Raw genomic sequence first — 18313 nt, 5'->3', positions numbered from 1 at the left:
CGCCGGGCCGTGGCGGCACTCGCCGCCCCGGTCCTCGGCCTGACGCTGCTCGCCCCGGTGGCGCACGCGTCGTCCGGCACGGACCCCGAGGCCGCCGGCCGAGCGCTGCTGCACCGCATCGGCGCCCCACCCGTGACGTCCGCGGACGGCCCCGTCTGGTCCCCCACCGCGACGGGCTTCGCGTCCGTCCCGACGGACGAGCTCCCGGACGGCACCACCGGCGGCGCGGGCGGGCGGACCGTCACCGCGCGCGACGCCGCGGGCCTCGCGGCGTACGCGGCGGCCGACGAACCGCTGACGATCCTCGTGCAGGGCACCCTCGAGGTGGAGCCGTTCGGCTCGATGATCGACGTCGCGAGCGACAAGACGATCGTCGGCGCGGCGTCGGGCGGCGAGCTCGTCGGCGGCGGGCTGCGGCTGCTCGAGGTCGAGAACGTCATCATCCGCAACCTGACGTTCCGCGACTCCTACGTCGCGGCCGACTGGGACGGCAAGAGCGCGGACAACGACAACGACGGCATCCGCATCGACACGTCGGACCACGTGTGGGTGGACCACAACGAGTTCGCGCGGCTCGGCGACGGCCAGCTCGACATCCGCAAGGACTCCACCGCGGTGACGGCGTCGTGGAACTTCTTCCACGACCACAACAAGACGCTCGGCATCGGGTGGACGGACAACGTTGTGACCACGCTGACCCTGCACCACAACCGGTTCTCGAACGTGCACCAGCGCAACGGCAGCATCGACAACGTGGCGCTCGGCCACCTGTACAACAACTGGCTGTCCGGGGCGAGCTCGTACGGCACCACGTCGCGCGGCGGCTCCACGCTGCTGGTCGAGTCGAGCGTCTACGAGAACGCCCGCAACCCGCTCATCCTCAGCGGCGACGCGGCCCGCCTGCACCAGCGCGGCAACCTGTTCCGCGGGAACTGGGGCGAGGAGCCGGCCGAGACCGGGCCCACGTTCGAGGCGTCCGACCACTACGCCTACACGGCCGACGACGCCGAGGACGTCGTGCCGCTGCTGAGCCGGTACGCCGGCACCCGGTCCACGCGCGACGACCGGCTCGGCCGGCGGGTCACGGTGGCGCAGGACGGCACCGGCGACTACCTGTCGGTCCAGGCGGCCGTCGGCGCGGCGTCGCGGTCGCCCCGACCGGTCGAGATCGTCGTCGAGCCGGGCACGTACCGCGAGGTGCTCACCGTCTGGCCGGGCGCCGAGGGGCTCACGATCCGCGGCGCGACGGGCGACCCCGCCGACGTCGTCGTGACGTACGACAAGCCCGCGAGCGACTGGGCCACCGCGACCGTCCTCGCCGACGGCGTGACCCTGCGCGACCTCACGCTCGAGAACGCCTACGACGCCGAGGTGAACGGGCCGAGGGAGACCCTCGCCCTGCGGGACGCCGGCGACGGCACCGTGCTCGACGACGTCCCGCTGGTCGGCGGCGGTCTCTCGACCGACGACCCGCGCCACCCGTGACCGACACCAGAGGAGGAACCATGAGACTCACGACGACCCGCACCGCCGCGCTGCTCGGCGCCCCCGTGCTGGCCCTGACCCTGCTCGCCCCCGCCGCGCACGCGGCACCCGCCGACGTCGACCCGGCCGCGGCCGGCGCCGCCGTCCTCGACCGCATCGGCGCCCCCGGCACGACGACGGCGGACGGCCCTGTCTGGTCGCCCGTGGCGACCGGCTTCGCCTCCACGCCCACCGACGTTCTGCCGCACGGCACCACGGGCGGCGCGGGCGGCGACGCCGTCACCGTGCGCGACGCGGCCGCGCTCGCCGAGGCGGCGGCGTCCGACGAACCCCTGACGATCTACGTCAAGGGCACGATCGAGCCGGCCGAGTTCGGCTCGATGATCGACGTGGCGAGCGACAAGACGATCGTCGGGTTCGCGTCGGGCGCGGAGCTGGTCGGCGTCGGGCTGCGGCTCGACCACGTGGAGAACGTCATCGTGCGCAACCTGCGCTTCCGCGACTCCTACGTGCCGGGCGACTGGGACGGCAAGAGCGCGGACAACGACAACGACGGCATCCGCGTCGACACCTCCAGCCACGTGTGGATCGACCACAACGAGCTCACGCGCCTGGGCGACGGCCTGATCGACGTCCGCAAGGACTCCACGGCGGTCACGCTGTCGTGGAACTACCTGCACGACCACAACAAGACGGTGGGCGTGGGCTGGACCGACAACGTGGTCACCGAGATCACGATGCACCACAACCGGTTCTCGAACACCTACCAGCGCAACGCGAGCATCGACAACGTGGCCGCCGGCCACCTGTACAACAACTGGTTCGACGGGCAGGCGCAGTACGGCACCATGTCGCGCGGTGCGTCGCAGCTCGTCGTCGAGTCGAGCGTGTACTCGAACGGCGAGGACGCGATCGTCGCCAAGGACCCGGCGTCGAAGGTCGACTCGCGCGACAACCGGTTCACGACGATCCGCGGTCGCAAGGACGACACCGGTCCGACGTTCGACCCGGCCGCCCGGTACCCGTACTCGCCCGACGACGTCGCCGACGTCACCCGCGTCGTCACGCGCGGCGCGGGCACCCTCGGCGCGCAGGAGAAGGTCCGCCGCACGGTCACCGTGGCGCTCGACGGCACCGGCGACTACGCGTCGATCGGCGCCGCGGTGGGCGCGGCGTCGCGGTCGCCGCACCCGGTGGACGTCGTCGTCGAGCCGGGCGTCTACCGCGAGGTGGTGCGGGTCTGGCCCGGCGCCGACGGGACCACCATCCGCGGCGCCACCGGCGACCCGGAGGACGTGGTGCTCACCTACGACCTCGCCGCCGGCCAGGCCAAGTTCTACGGCGGCACGTTCGGGCACACGGGCTCGCCGGTGCTGTCCGTGCTGGCCGACGCCGTCACGCTGCGCGACCTCACCGTCGAGAACGCCTACGACGAGGCCGCGAACGGCGGCAGCCAGGCGCTCGCGCTGCGGACGTCGGGCGACCGCACCGTGCTCGACGGCGTCCGGCTGCTCGGCAACCAGGACACGTACCTGGCCGACCCGGGCTCCGGCGCCGCGGCGGCGCGCACGTACGTCACGGACTCGTACATCGAGGGCGACGTCGACTTCGTCTACGGCGGCGGCACCCTCGTCGTCGAGGACTCGGAGATCCGCTCGCTCGACCGCGGGTCCGCGACGAACAACGGGTACGTGGCGGCTCCGGCGACCGTGCCCGGCGGCAAGGGCTTCCTGTTCACCGGCACCCGGTTCACGTCGGACGCCGCGGCGGGCACCGTCTTCCTCGGCCGCCCGTGGCACCCGAGCAGCAACCCGCTCGTCGACCCGTCCGTCGTCGTGCGCGACTCCTGGCTGGGCGCGCACGTCGGGACGCCCGCCTGGTCGGACATGAGCGGCTGGTCGTGGCGCGACGACTTCATGCGGGAGTACCGCAACGCCGGTCCCGGCGCCGCGCCCGCCGGCGCCGTCGTCGACGGCCGTCCGCAGCTGACGGCCGACGAGGCCGCCGCGCACACCCGCGAGGCGTACCTCTCCGGCGACGACGGGTGGACGCCCTGGCGCTGATCCACCCCCGGTGAGCGCGGTCCGCGGCGCGCGGGCGAGGTCGTCCCGCGCCGTGGGTCGCGCTCACCCACGACGTTCGTCACAGCGCGCGCGGGGGCGGCCTCGGGGCAGTAGGGTCGACGACGGTCCAGGCCGCCACCCGCGGTCTTCGGAAGGCCCCCATCCCCCGTGGCCACAGGAGGCTGCATGGTTCCGGACGTGCGCCGGTGACGCCGGTCGAGGCCGTCCCCGTCGGGCGGCTCGACGTCGTCGGGACGTGGACCGTGCGCACCGTCGACGACCTCGCGGACGTGCGCTCCGCGCTCGAGTCGCGCCTCCCGTGCGACTGCCGGGCGGCGCAGCGGGGGCCCGCGCCCGACGTCGGCGGGCTGTCCGGGCGTCAGCGCATGGTGCTGGTCGCGAGCGAGCTGGTGGCGAACGCGCTCGAGCACGCCAGACCACCGGTGGTCGCACGGCTGCTGTGCGACGGCGACGTCGCCGTGGTGGACGTCGTGGACCGCAGCCCGGACGCGCCGCCCGTCGTCCCGCACGACCGCGAGCCGGGCGAGGGCGGCCACGGCCTGCGCCTCGCGAAGACGATCGCCGACGAGGTCGGCTGGTACCGCACGGACCATGGCGAGAAGCACGTGTGGGCGCGGTTCACGACCGCGGACGTGCCCGTCGCCGCCCCGCGGGGCCCGGTGCCGCAGCACCTGGCAGCCCACGGCGCGGCGGCGGGCACGTCGTCCGTCGGGGCCTACCGCGGGGCGTAGCGCTCGGGCGTGAACGCCGCGGCGACGAGCGCACGCAGGTCCTCCAGGCCGCCGTCCACCAGACCGCGGGCGCGGGCCTGCACCAGCAGGTTGCCGATGGCGGTGGCCTCGACGGGCCCGGCCACCACGGGCAGCCCGGCGCGGTCCGCCGTCGCCTGGCACAGCAGGGTGTTCTGCGCGCCGCCGCCCACCACGTGGATGGTCGACACGGTGCGCCCGGCGAGCTTCGCCGCCGTCGTGACGGCGTCCGCGAACGCCTGCGCCAGGCTCTCGACGATGCTGCGCACGTACTCCCCCCGCGTCGCCGGCACGGGCTGGCCGTGCTCGCGGCACCAGTCGGCGATGCGCCCCGGGACGTCGCCCGGCGGCAGGAAGCGCGGGTCGTCGACGTCGAACACCGCGACGGGGACGGTGACGTGCGCCGCCTCGGCGAGCAGCTCCTGCAGGGTGCTGGAGCGCTGCGCCGCCGTGGACTCCCGTTCCCAGGTGCGGATCGACTCGCTGAGCAGCCACAGCCCCATGACGTTGTGCAGGAACCGCGTGCGGCCGTCGACGCCGCCCTCGTTGGTGAAGCCGGCGAGCCGGGCGTCCTCGGTCAGCACCGGCGCGTCGAGCTCGAGGCCGACCAGGCCCCAGGTGCCGCACGAGACGTACGCGACGTCCCGGTCGGTGGAGGGGACGGCGACGACGGCGGAGGCCGTGTCGTGCGAGCCCACGGCCGTCACCTCGAGCGCCCGGCCCACCAGCTGCGCGACGTCGGGCGAGAGCACGCCCAGCGACGCCCCCGGGGCGACCAGGGGCGGCAGGATCCCGGCCGGGATCCCGACCAGCTCGGCGAGGCCCGTGTCCCACTCCCCCGTGCGCGCGTCGAGCAGCCCGGTCGTGGAGGCGTTGGTGCGCTCCGCGACCTCGGCCCCGGTGAGCCAGTGCGCGAGCAGGTCGGGCACCAGCAGCAGCCGGTCGGCCAGGTCGAGCAGCGGCCCCTCCGTGGCGAGCTGGAACACGGTGTTGAACGGGAGGTGCTGGAGCCCGTTGCGCGCGTACAGCGCCGCGGCGTCGACGCGGGCGTGCACGCGCTCCACGCCGGCCGCCGTCCGCGCGTCGCGGTAGTGGTACGGCACGCCGAGCAGGCGCCCGCCGCGCAGCAGCCCGTAGTCCACGGCCCACGAGTCGATCCCGACGCCGAGGATCTCGCCGGGCGCCTCGCGCTCGGCCGCGGCCAGGCCGTCGAGGACCTGGCGGTACAGCTCCAGCAGGTTCCAGTGCAGGCCGTCGGGCGTGCGGACCGGGTCGTTGGGGAACCGCGCCACGTGCTGCAGCCGCAGCCCCTCCCGCCCGCCGAAGCGGCCCAGGATGACGCGCCCGCTGGTGGCGCCCAGGTCGACGGCGGCGAGCGTGCCCGCCGCCGTCGACCCGGGCCCCGCCGGTGCCGCGGGTGTCGCCGTCATCGCAGGAACGCCTGCGCCACGCCGGCGTCGACGGGCACGTGCAGGCCGGTCGTGTGCGAGAAGTCGGACGTGCACAGCGCGTAGACGGCGTTCGCGACGTGCTCGGGCAGCACCTCGCGCTTGAGCAGCGTGCGCTGGGCGTAGAACTTGCCCAGGTCCTGCTCGTCGATGCCGTACGTCTTGGCACGGTTGGCGCCCCAGCCGGAGGCGAAGATCCCCGAGCCGCGCACGACGCCGTCCGGGTTGATGCCGTTGACCTTGATGCCGTGCTCGCCGAGCTCGGCGGCCAGCAGCCGCACCTGGTGCGCCTGGTCGGCCTTGGTGGCCGAGTAGGCGATGTTGTTCGGGCCCGCGAACACGGAGTTCTTCGACGAGATGTAGACGATGTCACCGCCGAGCTTCTGGTCCACGAGGATGCGCGCGGCGTTCTTGGCCACGAGGAACGAGCCCTTTGCCATGACGTCGTGCTGCAGGTCCCAGTCCGCCTCGGTGGTGTCGAACAGCGACTTGCTCAGCGACAGGCCGGCGTTGTTCACGACGATGTCCACGCCGCCGAAGGCGAGGACTGCCTCGGCCAGCGCGGCCTGGACCGCGGCCTCGTCGGCGACGTTCGCCGCCAGGCCGATCGCGACGTCGGTCGAGCCGAGCTCGGCGGCCGCGGCCTGCGCCTTGGCGAGGTCCAGGTCGGCGACGACGACGCACGCGCCCTCCGCGGCGAGGCGGGTCGCGATGGCCTTGCCGATGCCCGACGCGGCGCCGGTGACGAACGCGATGCGCGTCGCGAGCGGCTTGGGCTTCGGCTTGCGCTGGAGCTTCGCCTCCTCGAGCGCCCAGTACTCGATGCGGAACTTCTCCGACTCGTCGATCGGGGCGTAGGTCGAGAGGGCCTCCGCGCCGCGCATGACGTTGACGGCGTTGACGTAGAACTCCCCCGCGACGCGCGCGGTCTGCTTGTCGGCGCCGTAGGAGAACATGCCGACGCCGGGCACCAGCACGATCGCCGGGTCCGCGCCGCGCATCGCGGGCGGCTCCTCGCCGCGGGCGCGGGCCTCGGCGGCGCCGCGCTCGTAGTACGCGGTGTAGTCGGCGCGGTACGCCTCGTGCAGCTCGGGCAGGCGCTCCACGATCTCCTCGACCGTGGCGGTGGCCGGCAGGTCCACGACCAGCGGCTTCACCTTGGTGCGCAGGAAGTGGTCGGGGCAGCTCGTGCCCAGCTCCGCCAGGCGCGCGTGCTCGGTGCTCGCCAGGAAGTCGAGCACGACGTCCGCGTCGGTGAAGTGTCCCACCTGCGGCCTGTCGTGCGACGCGACGGCGCGCAGGTGCGGGGCGAGCGCGGCGGCCTTGGCGCGCCGCGCGTCGTCGGGCAGGGCGCCGTAGCCGTCGAGCGCCGGGCCGAAGGGCTCCGGCGCGCCGTGCTCCGCGATGTACGCCGCCGCGGTCTCGATGATCCACAGCGAGTTCGCCTCGGACTCCTCGGCCGTGTCCCCCCAGGCCGTGATGCCGTGCCCGCCGAGCACCGTGCCGATCGCGTCGGGGTGCGCCGCCTTGATCTCGGCGATGTCGAGGCCGAGCTGGAAGCCGGGACGGCGCCACGGCACCCACACGACCTTGCCCCCGAAGATCTTCTGCGTCAGCTCGGGGCCGTCGGCCGCGGTCGCGATCGCGATGCCCGCGTCCGGGTGCAGGTGGTCCACGTGCGCGGCGTCGACCAGGCCGTGCATGGCCGTGTCGATGCTGGGGGCGGCGCCGCCCTTGCCGTGCAGGCAGTAGTCGAACGCGGCGACCATCTCGTCCTCGCGCTCCACGCCCGGGTACACCTCGGTGAGGGCGCGCAGGCGGTCGAGCCGCAGGACGGCGAGGCCCTTCGCGGTGAGGGTGCCGAGGTCGCCGCCGGAGCCCTTGACCCACAGCAGCTCGACGTCCTGCCCGGTGACCGGGTCCTTCTCGATCCCCTTGGCGGACGTGTTGCCGCCGGCGTAGTTCGTGTTGCGCGGGTCGGCGCCCAGGCGGTTCGACCGCGCGACGAGGGCCTCCACGGTCGGGTTGACGGTCTGCTTCGTCATCGGTGCTCCGGTGGTCGGTCCGTCGGCCGACGGACGGGGGGTGGGTGCGGTGAGGGGTACGGGGGTCAGCGCTCGTGCGCGGTGCCGACGAGGGCGTCCGTGGTGAGCCAGGCGGCGATCCGCGCGAGGCTGCCTGCGAAGCCGGGCTCGGCGGGCCGGTTGAGGTGGCCGTGGGTCGTGCCGTCCTCGCGGCTCACGAAGACGTCCACCCCGGCGGCCGCGAGCTCCGCGGCGTAGGCCTCGCCGCCCGAGCGCAGGGCGTCGAGGTCGGAGTTGACGATCAGCGTGGGCGGCAGGCCGCGCAGGTCCTGGCCGCCCGGGAAGGCGTACGGCGACGTCGCCGGGCCGTCGTGACCCAGGTAGTTGCCGTTCATCGCGTGCACGGCGGCGGGCGGGAAGTTCTTCTCCGGCGGCAGCGCCGCGATCTTGGCGGCCAGCTCGGCGCTGGGCGCGGGCAGGACCTGGTGCGTCACCGGGTAGGCGAGCACGACGCTGCGCGGCGTCGGGACCACGCCGTCGGGCCCGACCACGCCGCCGAGGGTGCTGAGCGGGACCGCGCCGTCGCGCAGCCGCAGGGACGCCCCCGCGGCGAGGTCGCCGCCGGCGCTCGCGCCGCCCAGCGACCACCGCCCGGCGGGGACGCCGAGGTCGGACGCCCCGCCCCCCGCGGCCCACGTGAACACGGACGCGACCTCCTCGGACGGCACCGGGAACCGGACGCCGTCCGTGCCGGGCGTCGCGCCCGCGTCGCGGTAGTCGATCGCCGACACCAGGCGGTACTCCACGCTCACGACGGCGACCCCCGCCGCGGCGAGGGCGCGCGCGACGCCGTCGGCCTCAGGCATGTCGAGGTCGCCGTGCGCGAACGCGCCGCCGTGCGCCCACACCAGGCCCGCGACGGGCGTGCCCGCCGGCCGGTAGACCCGCACGCGCAGGTCGCCGTGCGGCCCTGCGAGCACGCGGTCGTCGACCGCGGCGTCCTGGTCCGGCGGAGCGTCCGCCGTGATGCCCGCCGCCGTCGTCGTCATGCTCAGGCGCCCCAGCCGGCCTGCTGGCCGCCGACGCGCTCGGCCGCGATCTGCCCCAGGTAGCCGGACGCCGCGAACGCCTTCATGGGCTCGGGGTCGAGGCCCTGCTCGGCGCGCAGGTCGGCGAGGAGGCCGCGCACGTCGGTGTTGTAGGCGTCCATGAGCGTGCCGTTGGCGCCGAGCACGTCGCCGGAGCGCTGCGCGGCGTCGAGGGCCTCGGCGTCGACGAGCAGCGCCTTGGCCGTGGCCTCCTGCACGTTCATCACGGAGCGGATCTGGCCGGGGATCTTCTCCTCGATGTTGTGGCACTGGTCGAGCATGAAGTTCACCCCCGACTCCGGGCGCAGCGCGTCCGCCTGCACGATCTCGTGCATGATCCGGAAGAGCTGGAACGGGTCCGCGGCGCCGGCCATGAGGTCGTCGTCGGCGTAGAAGCGCGAGTTGAAGTCGAACGCCCCGAGCCGGCCCTGGCGCAGCAGCTGCGCCACGATGAACTCGATGTTGGTGCCGGGCGCGTGGTGGCCCGTGTCGAGCACGACGTTCGCCTTCTCGCCGAGCGCGAGGCAGTGCAGCAGGGACGTGCCCCAGTCCGGCACGTCCGTGTGGTAGAACGCCGGCTCGAAGAACTTGTACTCGAGCACCATGCGGTGGTCGTCGTCGAGCTCGGCGTAGATCTCGGCGAGCGACTCGGCGAGCCGGTCCTGGCGGGCGCGGATCGAGTCCTGGCCGGGGTAGTTGGTGCCGTCGGGCAGCCAGACCTTCAGCTCCTTGGACCCCGTGGCGCGCATGACGTCGATGCACTGCACGTGGTGGGCGATCGCCTTGGCGCGCACCGCCGGGTCGGAGTGCGTCAGGGAGCCGAGCTTGTAGTCGTCGTCCTGGAACAGGTTCGAGTTGATCATCCCGATGGTCACGCCGTGCTCCTTGGCGTGCCGGGCCAGGTCGGAGAAGTCGTCGACCAGGTCCCACGGGACGTGCAGCGACACGCGCGGCGCGATGCCCGTGTAGCGGTGCACCTGGGCGGCGTCCGCGATCTTCTCGTACGGGTCGCGGGGGGTCCCGGGCGTGCCGAAGACCTTGAACCGGGTACCCGAGTTGCCGAACGCCCACGAGGGCAGCTCGATGGTCTGCTCGCCGAGGGCCTTGCGCAGCCGTGCGTCGAGCACGGGCGTCGTCGCCGTCATGTCTCCTCCTCGTCCGCGCTCCCTCGCGCGGTGCTGGTGCGGCCGGCGGGGCGACCGCGCTTTGAATCGTTTCATAGCCTAGGGGCGTGACGGGGCGGCGTCAACCGTCCGTCCGGTGACTTATCAGGCCCAGCGCGCGGTATCTCCCGCGCACGGCCTGACAACTCGGGGCGCCGGGGAGCTGTCAGGACCAGCGAGCGCCATACCCCGCGGAGGACCTGACAGGTCGCGGACCGTCAGTCGGCGCGGCGGGCGGCGTCGAGCTGCGACTCGAGGTGGAACACCTCCTCCAGCTGGACGAACCCCTCGTCGGGGCGCCCCTCGGCGGGCTCGAAGAAGTCCTTCATGGCGGCCTGCCAGCGCTCGTTCACCTCGCGGGCGGCCATGTCCCGCTGCGCGCGCTCGTAGTCGTCGGTGCGCAGGACGCCGACGAGCAGCCCGTCGGCCCCGAGGAACAGGCGGTAGTCGTGCCATCCGGTCTCGGCGAGGGCCTCGAGCATCTCGGGCCAGACGGCGGCGTGGGCGGCCTTGTACTCCTCGAGCCGGTCGCGCCGTACGCGGGACACGAAACAGACGTGCGTCGTTGCGCCGTCATCGATGAAACGGTTCATACCATGAACCTAGCAAGAGGAGACGACGCCGGGCACCCACCGGCCCGGCGCCCAGGTACCTCTACGCTGGAGCCCAGGCGCGACGACGCGTCCCGATCCGAGGAGCAGCCCATGACGACGACCGCCCCCCGCCGCCGCGCGTCCATCAGCGACGTCGCGCGCCAGGCCAAGGTGTCGGTCGGCACGGTCTCGAACGTGCTCAACCGCCCGGACCGCGTCTCGCCGGCCACCCGCGAGCGGGTGCTCGCCGCCATCGACGACCTCGCGTTCGTGCCCAACGGCTCCGCCCGCCAGCTCCGCGCCGGCACCATCACGACCGCGGGCGCCATCGTGCTCGACGTGTCCAACCCCTTCTTCACCGACGTGGCGCGCGGCATCGAGGACCGCCTCGAGGAGGCGGACTACACCCTCATGCTCGCCAGCTCGGACGAGAAGCCGGAACGCGAGGCCCGGTACCTGCGCCTCTTCGAGGAGCACGGCGTGCAGGGCGTCATGGTCGTGCCGGCCACGCAGGATCTCGAGCACCTGGAGACCCTGCGCGCCCGGGGGCTGCGCGTGGTGCTGCTCGACCGCCCGTCGCCGGTCGACACGCTGTCGTCGGTGGCCGTCGACGACCGCGCGGGCGCCGCCGCCGCCGCGCGCCACCTCGTCGACCTCGGGCACGAGCGGATCGCCTTCCTCAACGGCCCGCACACCATCCGCCAGTGCGCCGACCGCAGCGCCGGCCTGCACGACGCGCTCGTGGAGCTCGGCCTCGACCCCGCCGAGGCACTGGTCGAGATCACGATCTCCACCCTCAACGCCGACGGCGGCCAGGCCGGCACCGAGCAGGTGCTCGCACTCGCGGAGCGCCCGACGGCCACGATGTGCGTCAACGACCTCACCGCCCTCGGCGCCCTGCGCACGCTGCGCGCCGCCGACGTCCCCGTGCCGTCCGGCATGGCGGTGGTGGGGTACGACGACGTCACGTTCGCCGGGGAGCTGGCCACGCCGCTCACCTCGGTGCGCCAGCCGACCCACCAGCTCGGCCACCGCGCGGCGGACCTGCTGCTGGACCCGGACGACACGGTCGAGCAGGTGACGTTCCAGCCCGAGCTCGTCGTCCGCGAGTCCACGACCGGCGTCGGCTGACCTGCCCTCCCGCCGGACAGGCGGTCGTGCACGGGATACGGCGCGGTCTGCGTGCGCGACCGCCTGCTCGACATCCGGACACCGACCGGCAAGCGCTTCCCCGTTGAATCGATACATGACAGACTCGGGCCATGCGACGACGCACGACACCGGAGTCCACCCCGAACCCCCGCCCCTGGAACGCCGACCTCGACGGCCTCGGTTTCGGCGGTGACTACAACCCCGAGCAGTGGCCGCAGGACGTGCGCCTCGAGGACCTCGAGCTCATGCGCGAGGCGGGCGTCACCATCCTCAGCGTGGCGATCTTCTCCTGGGCCACGATCGAGCCGCGCGAGGGCGAGCTGGACTGGGCCTGGCTCGACGAGACGATGGACCGGCTGCACTCCGCTGGCATCCGGGTCGCGCTCGCCACCGCCACCGCGTCGCCGCCGCCGTGGCTCACCCGCCAGCACCCGGAAATCCTGCCCCGGCTGGCCGACGGCACCGTGCTGCAGCAGGGCGGCCGCCAGGCCTACGCCGTCACCCACCCCGTGCACCGCGACTACGCGCTGCGCATGACGACCCGCATCGCCGAGCGCTACCGCGACCACCCGGCGCTCGCCCTCTGGCACGTGGACAACGAGATCGGCTGCCACGTGTCGCGCGACTACTCCGACTCCGCCGCGGCGGCGTTCCGGGACTGGCTGAGCGCGCGCTACGGCACGGTCGACGCCCTCAACGAGGCGTGGGGCACGGCCTTCTGGTCGCAGCGCTACGGGTCGTTCGACGACGTGCTGCCGCCGCTGGTCGCGCCGACGTTCGCCAACCCGACGCAGCAGCTCGACTTCCACCGGTTCTCCTCCGACGCGCTGCTCGACTACTACCTCGACCTGCGGGACACCCTGCGCGAGATCACGCCGGACGTGCCCGTCACGACCAACCTCATGGCGACGGCGCACTGCCGGGGCATGGACTACTTCCGGTGGGGGCCGGAGCTCGACGTCGTCGCGAACGACCACTACACGTACCCCGCGGACCCCGAGCGGCACGTGGACCTCGCGTTCTCCGCCGACCTCACGCGCGGCGTCGCGGGCGGCGCGCCGTGGATCCTCATGGAGCACTCCACGTCGGCCGTGAACTGGCAGCCGCGCAACACGCCCAAGACGCCGGGCGAGATGCTGCGCAACTCCCTGCAGCACGTGGCCCGCGGCGCGGACGCGGTGATGTTCTTCCAGTGGCGCCAGTCGCGTGCCGGCGCCGAGAAGTACCACTCGGCGATGGTGCCCCACGCCGGCCGGGACTCCGACGTGTGGCGCGACGTCGTGACGCTGGGCCGCGCGCTGCGCGCCCTGGGCGAGGTGCGCGGCTCGCGGGTGCGGTCGCGCGCGGCCGTCGTCGTGGACTACCCGTCGTGGTGGGGGTCGGAGCTCGACTCGCACCCCACGCAGGACCTGCGCTACATGGACCAGGTGCAGGCCTGGTACCGGGCGCTGTGGCGGCTCGGCGTCACGACCGACCTCGTGCCGCCGGGCGCCGACCTCGACGGCTACGACCTGGTCGTGCTGCCCACCACGTACGTCGTCACGGACGCCGACGCCGCGAACGTCGCCGCGGCCGCCGCGCGCGGGGCGACCGTCGTGGTCACCTACTTCTCCGGCATCGTCGACGAGCACGACCACGTGCGCCTCGGCGGCTACCCGGGCGCGTTCCGCGACCTGCTCGGCGTGCGCACCGAGGAGTTCCACCCGCTGCAGGAGCCCGACTCGGTCCGCGTGGTCGGCAAGGCGGTGGGCGGCGAGGCCACGGCCGACCTGTGGACCGAGAAGACGCACGTCGCCGACGGCACGGAGGTGGTCGCGTCCTACGACGACGGCGCCCTCGCCGGGCGGGCGGCGGTCACCCGCCGCGAGGTCGGGGCCGGGCGGGCGTGGTACGTCGCGACGCGGCTCGACGACGCGGGCCTGGGTGCGCTCGCCGAGCGGCTCGTGGCAGAGGCCGGCGTGGGTCCGGACGTCGTCGCGCCGGCGGGCGTGGAGGTCGTGCGCCGGTGGGCCGACGACGGCACGACCGACGACGCGACGTCGTGGCTCTTCGCGATCAACCACACGGACGCGGACGCCACGCTCGGCACCCCGGGCGCCCCGGTGACGGGCACGGAGCTGCTGAGCGGCGACACGGTCGAGGGCAGCCTCGCCGTGCCCGCGGGCGCGGTGCGCGTGGTGCGGCTCGGCCGATGACGGTCCTGCACCCGCGACGGCCTGGGGACGGGCCGGTGGGGCCGTACGCGTTCGTGTTCTGGAACGACGACCTGGACGACGACGCGGTGCTCGCGCAGCTCCGGGAGATCGCGGGCGCGGGGTTCGTCGGTGTCACCCTCAGCGCGCGCGTGGGGCTGAGCCGGCGGGTGGGGTACCTGACGGACGAGTTCCTGCGGCTGGTGCGCGTCGCGGTCGACGAGTGCGCGCGGCTGGGGCTCGCGGTGATGCTGTACGACGAGGCGTCATACCCGTCCGGCTCGGCGAACGGCGCCGTCGTGGCGCGCGACCCGGCGTTCGCCGCGCGGTGCGTGGTGCCGGTGACCCGTGACGTCGAGGTGCCGGTCGGCTCGCCCGGGGGCGAGCCAGCGGACGCCGGGTACTGGCGTCCCGCGCTGGGCCGCGACCTCGACGTGCGGCTGCTCGCCGTCGTCGCGCGGCACGTGGACGACGCGGGCGGCGTCGTCGGCGACGACGCCGTGCTGCTCCCGGTGCGCGCGCCGGGGCTGGTGCGCCTGGACCTGCCGCCGGGCTCGTGGCGGGTCACGGCGGTGTTCGACGCCGCCAGCGGCGGCACGATCCGCGGGGCGCACGCGGAGCAGGACGACGGCTCCGCGCTCGCTCCCCCGGCGGCGGACCTGCTGAGCCCGGACGCCGTCGCGGCGTTCCTGGAGCTGACGCACGACGCCTACGCCGCCGCGCTCGGGGAGCACCTGGGCACGACGGTGGTCGCGATGTTCACCGACGAGCCGTTCCTGCTGGGCCGCGGCCACCGGCGGCTCGCCCGCCCGTACACGCCCGGGCTGGAGGCGGAGGTGGCGGCGAGGCTCGACGACGGCTCGGGCGTCGAGGTGGCCGAGGTGCTGCGCCGGCTGCCGGAGCTGTGGGACGGCGACGGCACCCGCCCGGGCGGCACGGACCCGGACGCCACCGGGTTCGTGCGCGACTGGGACGACGCCGTGCGGGCGCGGCTGCACCGCGTCTACTACGACGCTCAGGCGGCATGGTGCGCCGCGCACGGCCTCGCGCTGACGGGGCACCCGGCCGAGCCGGACGACCTGGCCACCGCCGCGCGCCTGCACTGGCCCGGGCAGGACACCGTGTGGCGCTGGGTGCTGCCGCGCGCATCGGGTGGGGACGGCACCGCCCTCGAGGGCCCGGAGAGCACGGCGCCGAAGGTGGCCGCGAGCGCCGCACGGGCCCGCGGCGGGGTGCCGGCGGTGACGGAGGTGCTCGGCGCGTACGGCTGGCGGCTGAGCCTCGACGAGGCGCGCTGGCTGCTGGACTGGTACCTGTCGCGCGGCGTGACGACGCCCGTGCTGCACGCGTTCTTCTCCTCCGTGCGCGGCGGGCGCGCGTTCGAGAGCGAGCCCGACCTGGGTCGGTGGAACTCGTGGTGGCCGCACCTGCCGCCGTTCGTCGGGTACGTGCGGCGCATCGCGGAGCTGCTCGACGCCGCACCCCCGGTGTGGCCGGTCGGCCTGCTGAGCCGCCCCGACACCGCGCCGTCCGGCCCGGTCGTGCGCGCGCTGCTGGAGGCGCAGGTCGACTTCGGGTACGTCGACCGCGACGAGGGCGCGCACGCCGGGTACGCCGTCCTGCTCGACGCCGACGACGGCGTCCCGGACGTCCCCGCCCTCAAGGAGCGGCTGCGCGCGGCCGGCGCCCCCGTCGTGGACGCGGAGCCCGCGGCCCCGGACCTGCGCGCCGTCGTCCTCGGCGGACCCTCGGACGACCGGCCGGCGGGGTACGTCGTCTTCCACGAGGGCGAGGAGGCGGTCCGCACCTGGCTCGGCCTGCCGTCGGTCCCCGACGACGCGTGCTGGTGGGACCCGTTCGCCGACACCCGGCACCTCGTGGAGCGCGACGACCACGGCCGCGTGCTGCTCGAGCTGGAACGCCGCCGCACGCTGGCCCTCGTCCCCTCGGCCGGGCACCCGGTCCCTCCGGCCGGTGCGGCGTCGGGACGCCGCGTCGAGGTCACCGGCTGGCGAGGCACGGTCGAGCGCGTGCTCGGCGACCCGGACACGGTCGCGGACGACCCGTCCGCCGTCGTGCCCGCGCACGTGGAGCTCGGCGACTGGACCCGGGTTCCCGCCCTGCGCCGGCTCTCCGGGTCCGTGCGCTACACGGCCGAGGTGGACGTGCCGGACGGCGCGGGCGCCGCGCGGCTGGACCTCGGCGTCGTGGGCGAGGCCGCCACCGTGCGCGTGGACGGCGGCGTCGTCGGGCACGCGATGTCCGCGCCGTACGTCGTGGACCTCGGCGTCCTCGCCCCGGGCACCCGCACCCTCGACGTGCTGGTGAGCAACAGCGCCGCGAACTACTACGAGGGAGACCGGCGCCCGTCGGGCCTCATCGGACCGGTCACGCTGACCTGGTGACCTCCCGCTCGCGACAATTCTCTGGCGGCGTGGGGCGGCAGTGCGTAGGGTGCAGCGCGATGGGAACTCTGTGAGCACACCGACGCCGACGCGTCGAGCAGGTCGGACGACACTGCTCCGCGTCGGCGTTCGCACGCCCGCCGTCCTCCACGGTCGCCGACGCCGGCGACGGAAGGAGTCCCGCCCGTGGACCCGTCACAGCTCACCCTCACCGACATCACCCTGCGCTACGCCGACCGCGTGGTGCTCGACCGCCTGTCCCTGACCGTCTCGCCGGGCGAGCGCGTCGGCGTCGTCGGCGACAACGGCTCCGGCAAGAGCACGCTGCTCGCCGTCGTCGCGGGCGTGCTGGAGCCGCAGAACGGCACGCGCGTCGTGCGCGCCCCGGGCGGCCTCGGCCACCTGCCGCAGACCCTCGACCTGCCGCCCGCGAGCACCGTGGGCCAGGCGATCGACCACGTGCTGGCGGACGTGCGCGCGCTCGCGGCGGCGGTCGCCGCGCTCGAGGACCGGCTCGGGTCGCTCGACGGCGCCGCGCTGGACGACGCGCTGCGCCGCTACGCGGAGCTGACCGCCCGCTTCGACGCCCGCGACGGGCGGGGTGCGGACCGCCGCGTCGACGTCGCGCTGCACCGCCTCGGGCTGCCCGCGCTGGACCGTGGCCGGCTGCTGGGCACCCTGTCCGGCGGCGAGCGTTCCCGTCTCGCGCTGGCGGCCACGCTCGCGGCCGACCCGGAGCTGCTCCTGCTCGACGAACCGACCAACGACCTCGACGACGACGCCCTCGACTGGCTCACGGACCGGCTGCGGTCGCACGACGGCACCGTCGTCGCCGTCACCCACGACCGCGCGTTCCTGGCCGACCTCACGACGACGCTCGTCGAGGTCGACGCCGGGCGCGCCCGCCGCTACGGCGCCGGGTGGGCGGGCTACCTCGCGGCGAAGGAGGCCGAGCGCGATCAGCTCCGGCTCGCGTACGAGCGGTGGCATGCCGACGTCGCGCGTCAGCGGCACCTTCTCGACGCCAACGTCGAGGCGATGGAGCAGATCCCGCGCAAGCTCCCCATGGCGTCGTTCGGCTCCGGCGCGTTCCGGTCCCGGGCGCGCACCCACGGTGCCACCGGCCGCGTCCGCAACGCCAAGGAGCGGCTGCGGCGGCTGTCCGACGATCCCGCCGAGCGGCCCGCCGACCGCGCCGAGTTCCGGACGGACGTCGCCACCGCGTCCCCGGACGCGGGCCACGACGACGCCTCGGCGGTCGAGCTCGTCGGCGTCGAGGTGCGCGGCCGGCTCTCGGTCCCCCGCCTCACGGTGGCGGCAGGCGAGCACGTGCTCGTGACCGGCCCGAACGGCGCGGGCAAGAGCACCCTGCTGGGGGTGGTCTCGGGAGAGGTCGTGCCGGACGCCGGGGTGGCGCGCGCCGTGGGCGTCGTCGGGCACCTGCGGCAGACGGTCGCGTCCGCCTCGGACGACGGCCGCACGGTGCTGCACGTGTTCGCCGCCGGGCGCCCCGGCGACCTGGAGGAGCACGCGGAGGCGCTGCTCGCGTCGGGCCTGTTCCGCCCCGACGACCTGCCCCGTCCGGTGCGGGAGCTGTCCCAGGGGCAGCGCTCGCGGCTCGAGCTCGCCCGGGTGGTCACCACCACGACGGACGTGCTGCTCGTGGACGAGCCGACCAACCACCTCTCCCCCGCGCTCGTCGAGGAGCTGGAGCGGGCCTTCGCGGACTTCGACGGCACCCTCGTGCTCGTCTCCCACGACCGGACGATGCGCGAGCGCTTCCGCGGCCGGCGGATCGTGCTCGACCGCGGCGCGATCGTCGCGGACACGTCCGCCACCCCGCCGAGGTAGTTCAGATCCTGCCGAGGTAGTTCGTGACACGGTGTCACGAACTACCTCGGCCGGGAGTGGCGGTGATGGTGGGGGTGGG

The 18313-nt window shown here is 74.6% G+C and carries 12 protein-coding genes; 7 read left to right on the top strand and 5 right to left on the bottom strand.

Translation table 11 applies throughout. From position 1 onward, the window contains the following. The first annotated feature begins 9 nt into the window (after window positions 1-9). From ACFQ8Y_RS19185 to ACFQ8Y_RS19175, 3 genes are all read left to right on the top strand, one after another. Window positions 10-1485, top strand: coding sequence for a pectinesterase family protein (locus tag ACFQ8Y_RS19185; RefSeq protein ID WP_430586453.1), 1476 nt, complete (start codon window positions 10-12; stop codon window positions 1483-1485). Between the two features lie 20 nt (window positions 1486-1505). Further along, on the top strand, window positions 1506-3548 hold the full coding sequence (locus tag ACFQ8Y_RS19180) for a pectinesterase family protein (protein ID WP_430586452.1): 2043 nt from the start codon (window positions 1506-1508) through the stop codon (window positions 3546-3548). A 206-nt stretch (window positions 3549-3754) separates the two neighbouring features. After that, window positions 3755-4300: an ATP-binding protein gene (locus ACFQ8Y_RS19175; RefSeq protein WP_430565042.1), complete on the top strand. Its 546-nt coding sequence runs from the start codon at window positions 3755-3757 to the stop codon at window positions 4298-4300. Here ACFQ8Y_RS19175 and ACFQ8Y_RS19170 read toward each other — a convergent pair. The 5 genes from ACFQ8Y_RS19170 to ACFQ8Y_RS19150 all read right to left on the bottom strand — a co-directional run bounded on the left by ACFQ8Y_RS19170 (window position 4285) and on the right by ACFQ8Y_RS19150 (window position 10634). Beyond that, window positions 4285-5748, bottom strand: a complete 1464-nt coding sequence (locus ACFQ8Y_RS19170) for a rhamnulokinase family protein (protein ID WP_430586451.1) — start codon at window positions 5746-5748, stop codon at window positions 4285-4287. The two genes, ACFQ8Y_RS19175 and ACFQ8Y_RS19170, sit on opposite strands and share 16 nt — an antisense overlap. Then, window positions 5745-7811 carry a bifunctional aldolase/short-chain dehydrogenase gene (locus tag ACFQ8Y_RS19165; protein WP_430586450.1) on the bottom strand — a complete coding sequence of 689 codons (2067 nt, stop codon included), beginning with the start codon at window positions 7809-7811 and terminating at the stop codon, window positions 5745-5747. The genes ACFQ8Y_RS19170 and ACFQ8Y_RS19165 overlap by 4 nt, the downstream gene beginning before the upstream one ends. Window positions 7812-7876: 65 nt before the next feature. Beyond that, window positions 7877-8839, bottom strand: a complete 963-nt coding sequence (locus tag ACFQ8Y_RS19160; protein WP_430586449.1) for an alpha/beta hydrolase fold domain-containing protein — start codon at window positions 8837-8839, stop codon at window positions 7877-7879. Between the two features lie 2 nt (window positions 8840-8841). After that, on the bottom strand, window positions 8842-10023 hold the full coding sequence (gene rhaI, locus ACFQ8Y_RS19155; protein WP_430550715.1) for an L-rhamnose isomerase: 1182 nt from the start codon (window positions 10021-10023) through the stop codon (window positions 8842-8844). Window positions 10024-10259: 236 nt separating this feature from the next. After that, entirely contained in the window at window positions 10260-10634 is a 375-nt protein-coding gene (locus ACFQ8Y_RS19150) for an L-rhamnose mutarotase (RefSeq protein ID WP_429736157.1), read from the bottom strand. Between the two features lie 111 nt (window positions 10635-10745). Between ACFQ8Y_RS19150 and ACFQ8Y_RS19145 the strand changes: the two genes are divergently transcribed. The 4 genes from ACFQ8Y_RS19145 (at window position 10746) to abc-f (ending at window position 18234) form a co-directional block, all read left to right on the top strand. Continuing rightward, on the top strand, window positions 10746-11765 hold the full coding sequence (locus tag ACFQ8Y_RS19145; protein ID WP_430586448.1) for a LacI family DNA-binding transcriptional regulator: 1020 nt from the start codon (window positions 10746-10748) through the stop codon (window positions 11763-11765). 131 nt (window positions 11766-11896) lie between these two features. Continuing rightward, a complete protein-coding gene (locus tag ACFQ8Y_RS19140; protein WP_430586447.1) occupies window positions 11897-13981 on the top strand; it encodes a beta-galactosidase in 2085 nt (694 codons plus the stop codon). Next, window positions 13978-16383, top strand: coding sequence for a hypothetical protein (locus tag ACFQ8Y_RS19135; protein ID WP_430586446.1), 2406 nt, complete (start codon window positions 13978-13980; stop codon window positions 16381-16383). Before ACFQ8Y_RS19140 ends, ACFQ8Y_RS19135 begins: the two co-directional genes overlap by 4 nt. 186 nt (window positions 16384-16569) lie before the next feature. Next, window positions 16570-18234, top strand: a complete 1665-nt coding sequence (gene abc-f, locus ACFQ8Y_RS19130) for a ribosomal protection-like ABC-F family protein (protein ID WP_430586445.1) — start codon at window positions 16570-16572, stop codon at window positions 18232-18234. Window positions 18235-18313 lie beyond the last annotated feature (79 nt).

Source organism: Isoptericola sp. NPDC056605 (assembly GCF_042792795.1).
GTDB lineage: Bacteria > Actinomycetota > Actinomycetes > Actinomycetales > Cellulomonadaceae > Isoptericola.
This window is presented reverse-complemented; position numbering and strand designations above follow the sequence as displayed.

Bases quoted from the DNA above. Each gene is read 5' to 3' on its own strand.
- ACFQ8Y_RS19180 (WP_430586452.1), top strand. From the start codon at position 1,506: ATGAGACTCACGACGACCCGCACCGCCGCGCTGCTCGGCGCCCCCGTG.
- ACFQ8Y_RS19170 (WP_430586451.1), bottom strand. From the start codon at position 5,748: ATGACGGCGACACCCGCGGCACCGGCGGGGCCCGGGTCGACGGCGGCG.
- ACFQ8Y_RS19165 (WP_430586450.1), bottom strand. From the start codon at position 7,811: ATGACGAAGCAGACCGTCAACCCGACCGTGGAGGCCCTCGTCGCGCGG.
- ACFQ8Y_RS19160 (WP_430586449.1), bottom strand. From the start codon at position 8,839: ATGACGACGACGGCGGCGGGCATCACGGCGGACGCTCCGCCGGACCAG.
- rhaI (WP_430550715.1), bottom strand. From the start codon at position 10,023: ATGACGGCGACGACGCCCGTGCTCGACGCACGGCTGCGCAAGGCCCTC.
- ACFQ8Y_RS19150 (WP_429736157.1), bottom strand. From the start codon at position 10,634: ATGAACCGTTTCATCGATGACGGCGCAACGACGCACGTCTGTTTCGTG.
- ACFQ8Y_RS19145 (WP_430586448.1), top strand. From the start codon at position 10,746: ATGACGACGACCGCCCCCCGCCGCCGCGCGTCCATCAGCGACGTCGCG.
- ACFQ8Y_RS19140 (WP_430586447.1), top strand. From the start codon at position 11,897: ATGCGACGACGCACGACACCGGAGTCCACCCCGAACCCCCGCCCCTGG.
- ACFQ8Y_RS19135 (WP_430586446.1), top strand. From the start codon at position 13,978: ATGACGGTCCTGCACCCGCGACGGCCTGGGGACGGGCCGGTGGGGCCG.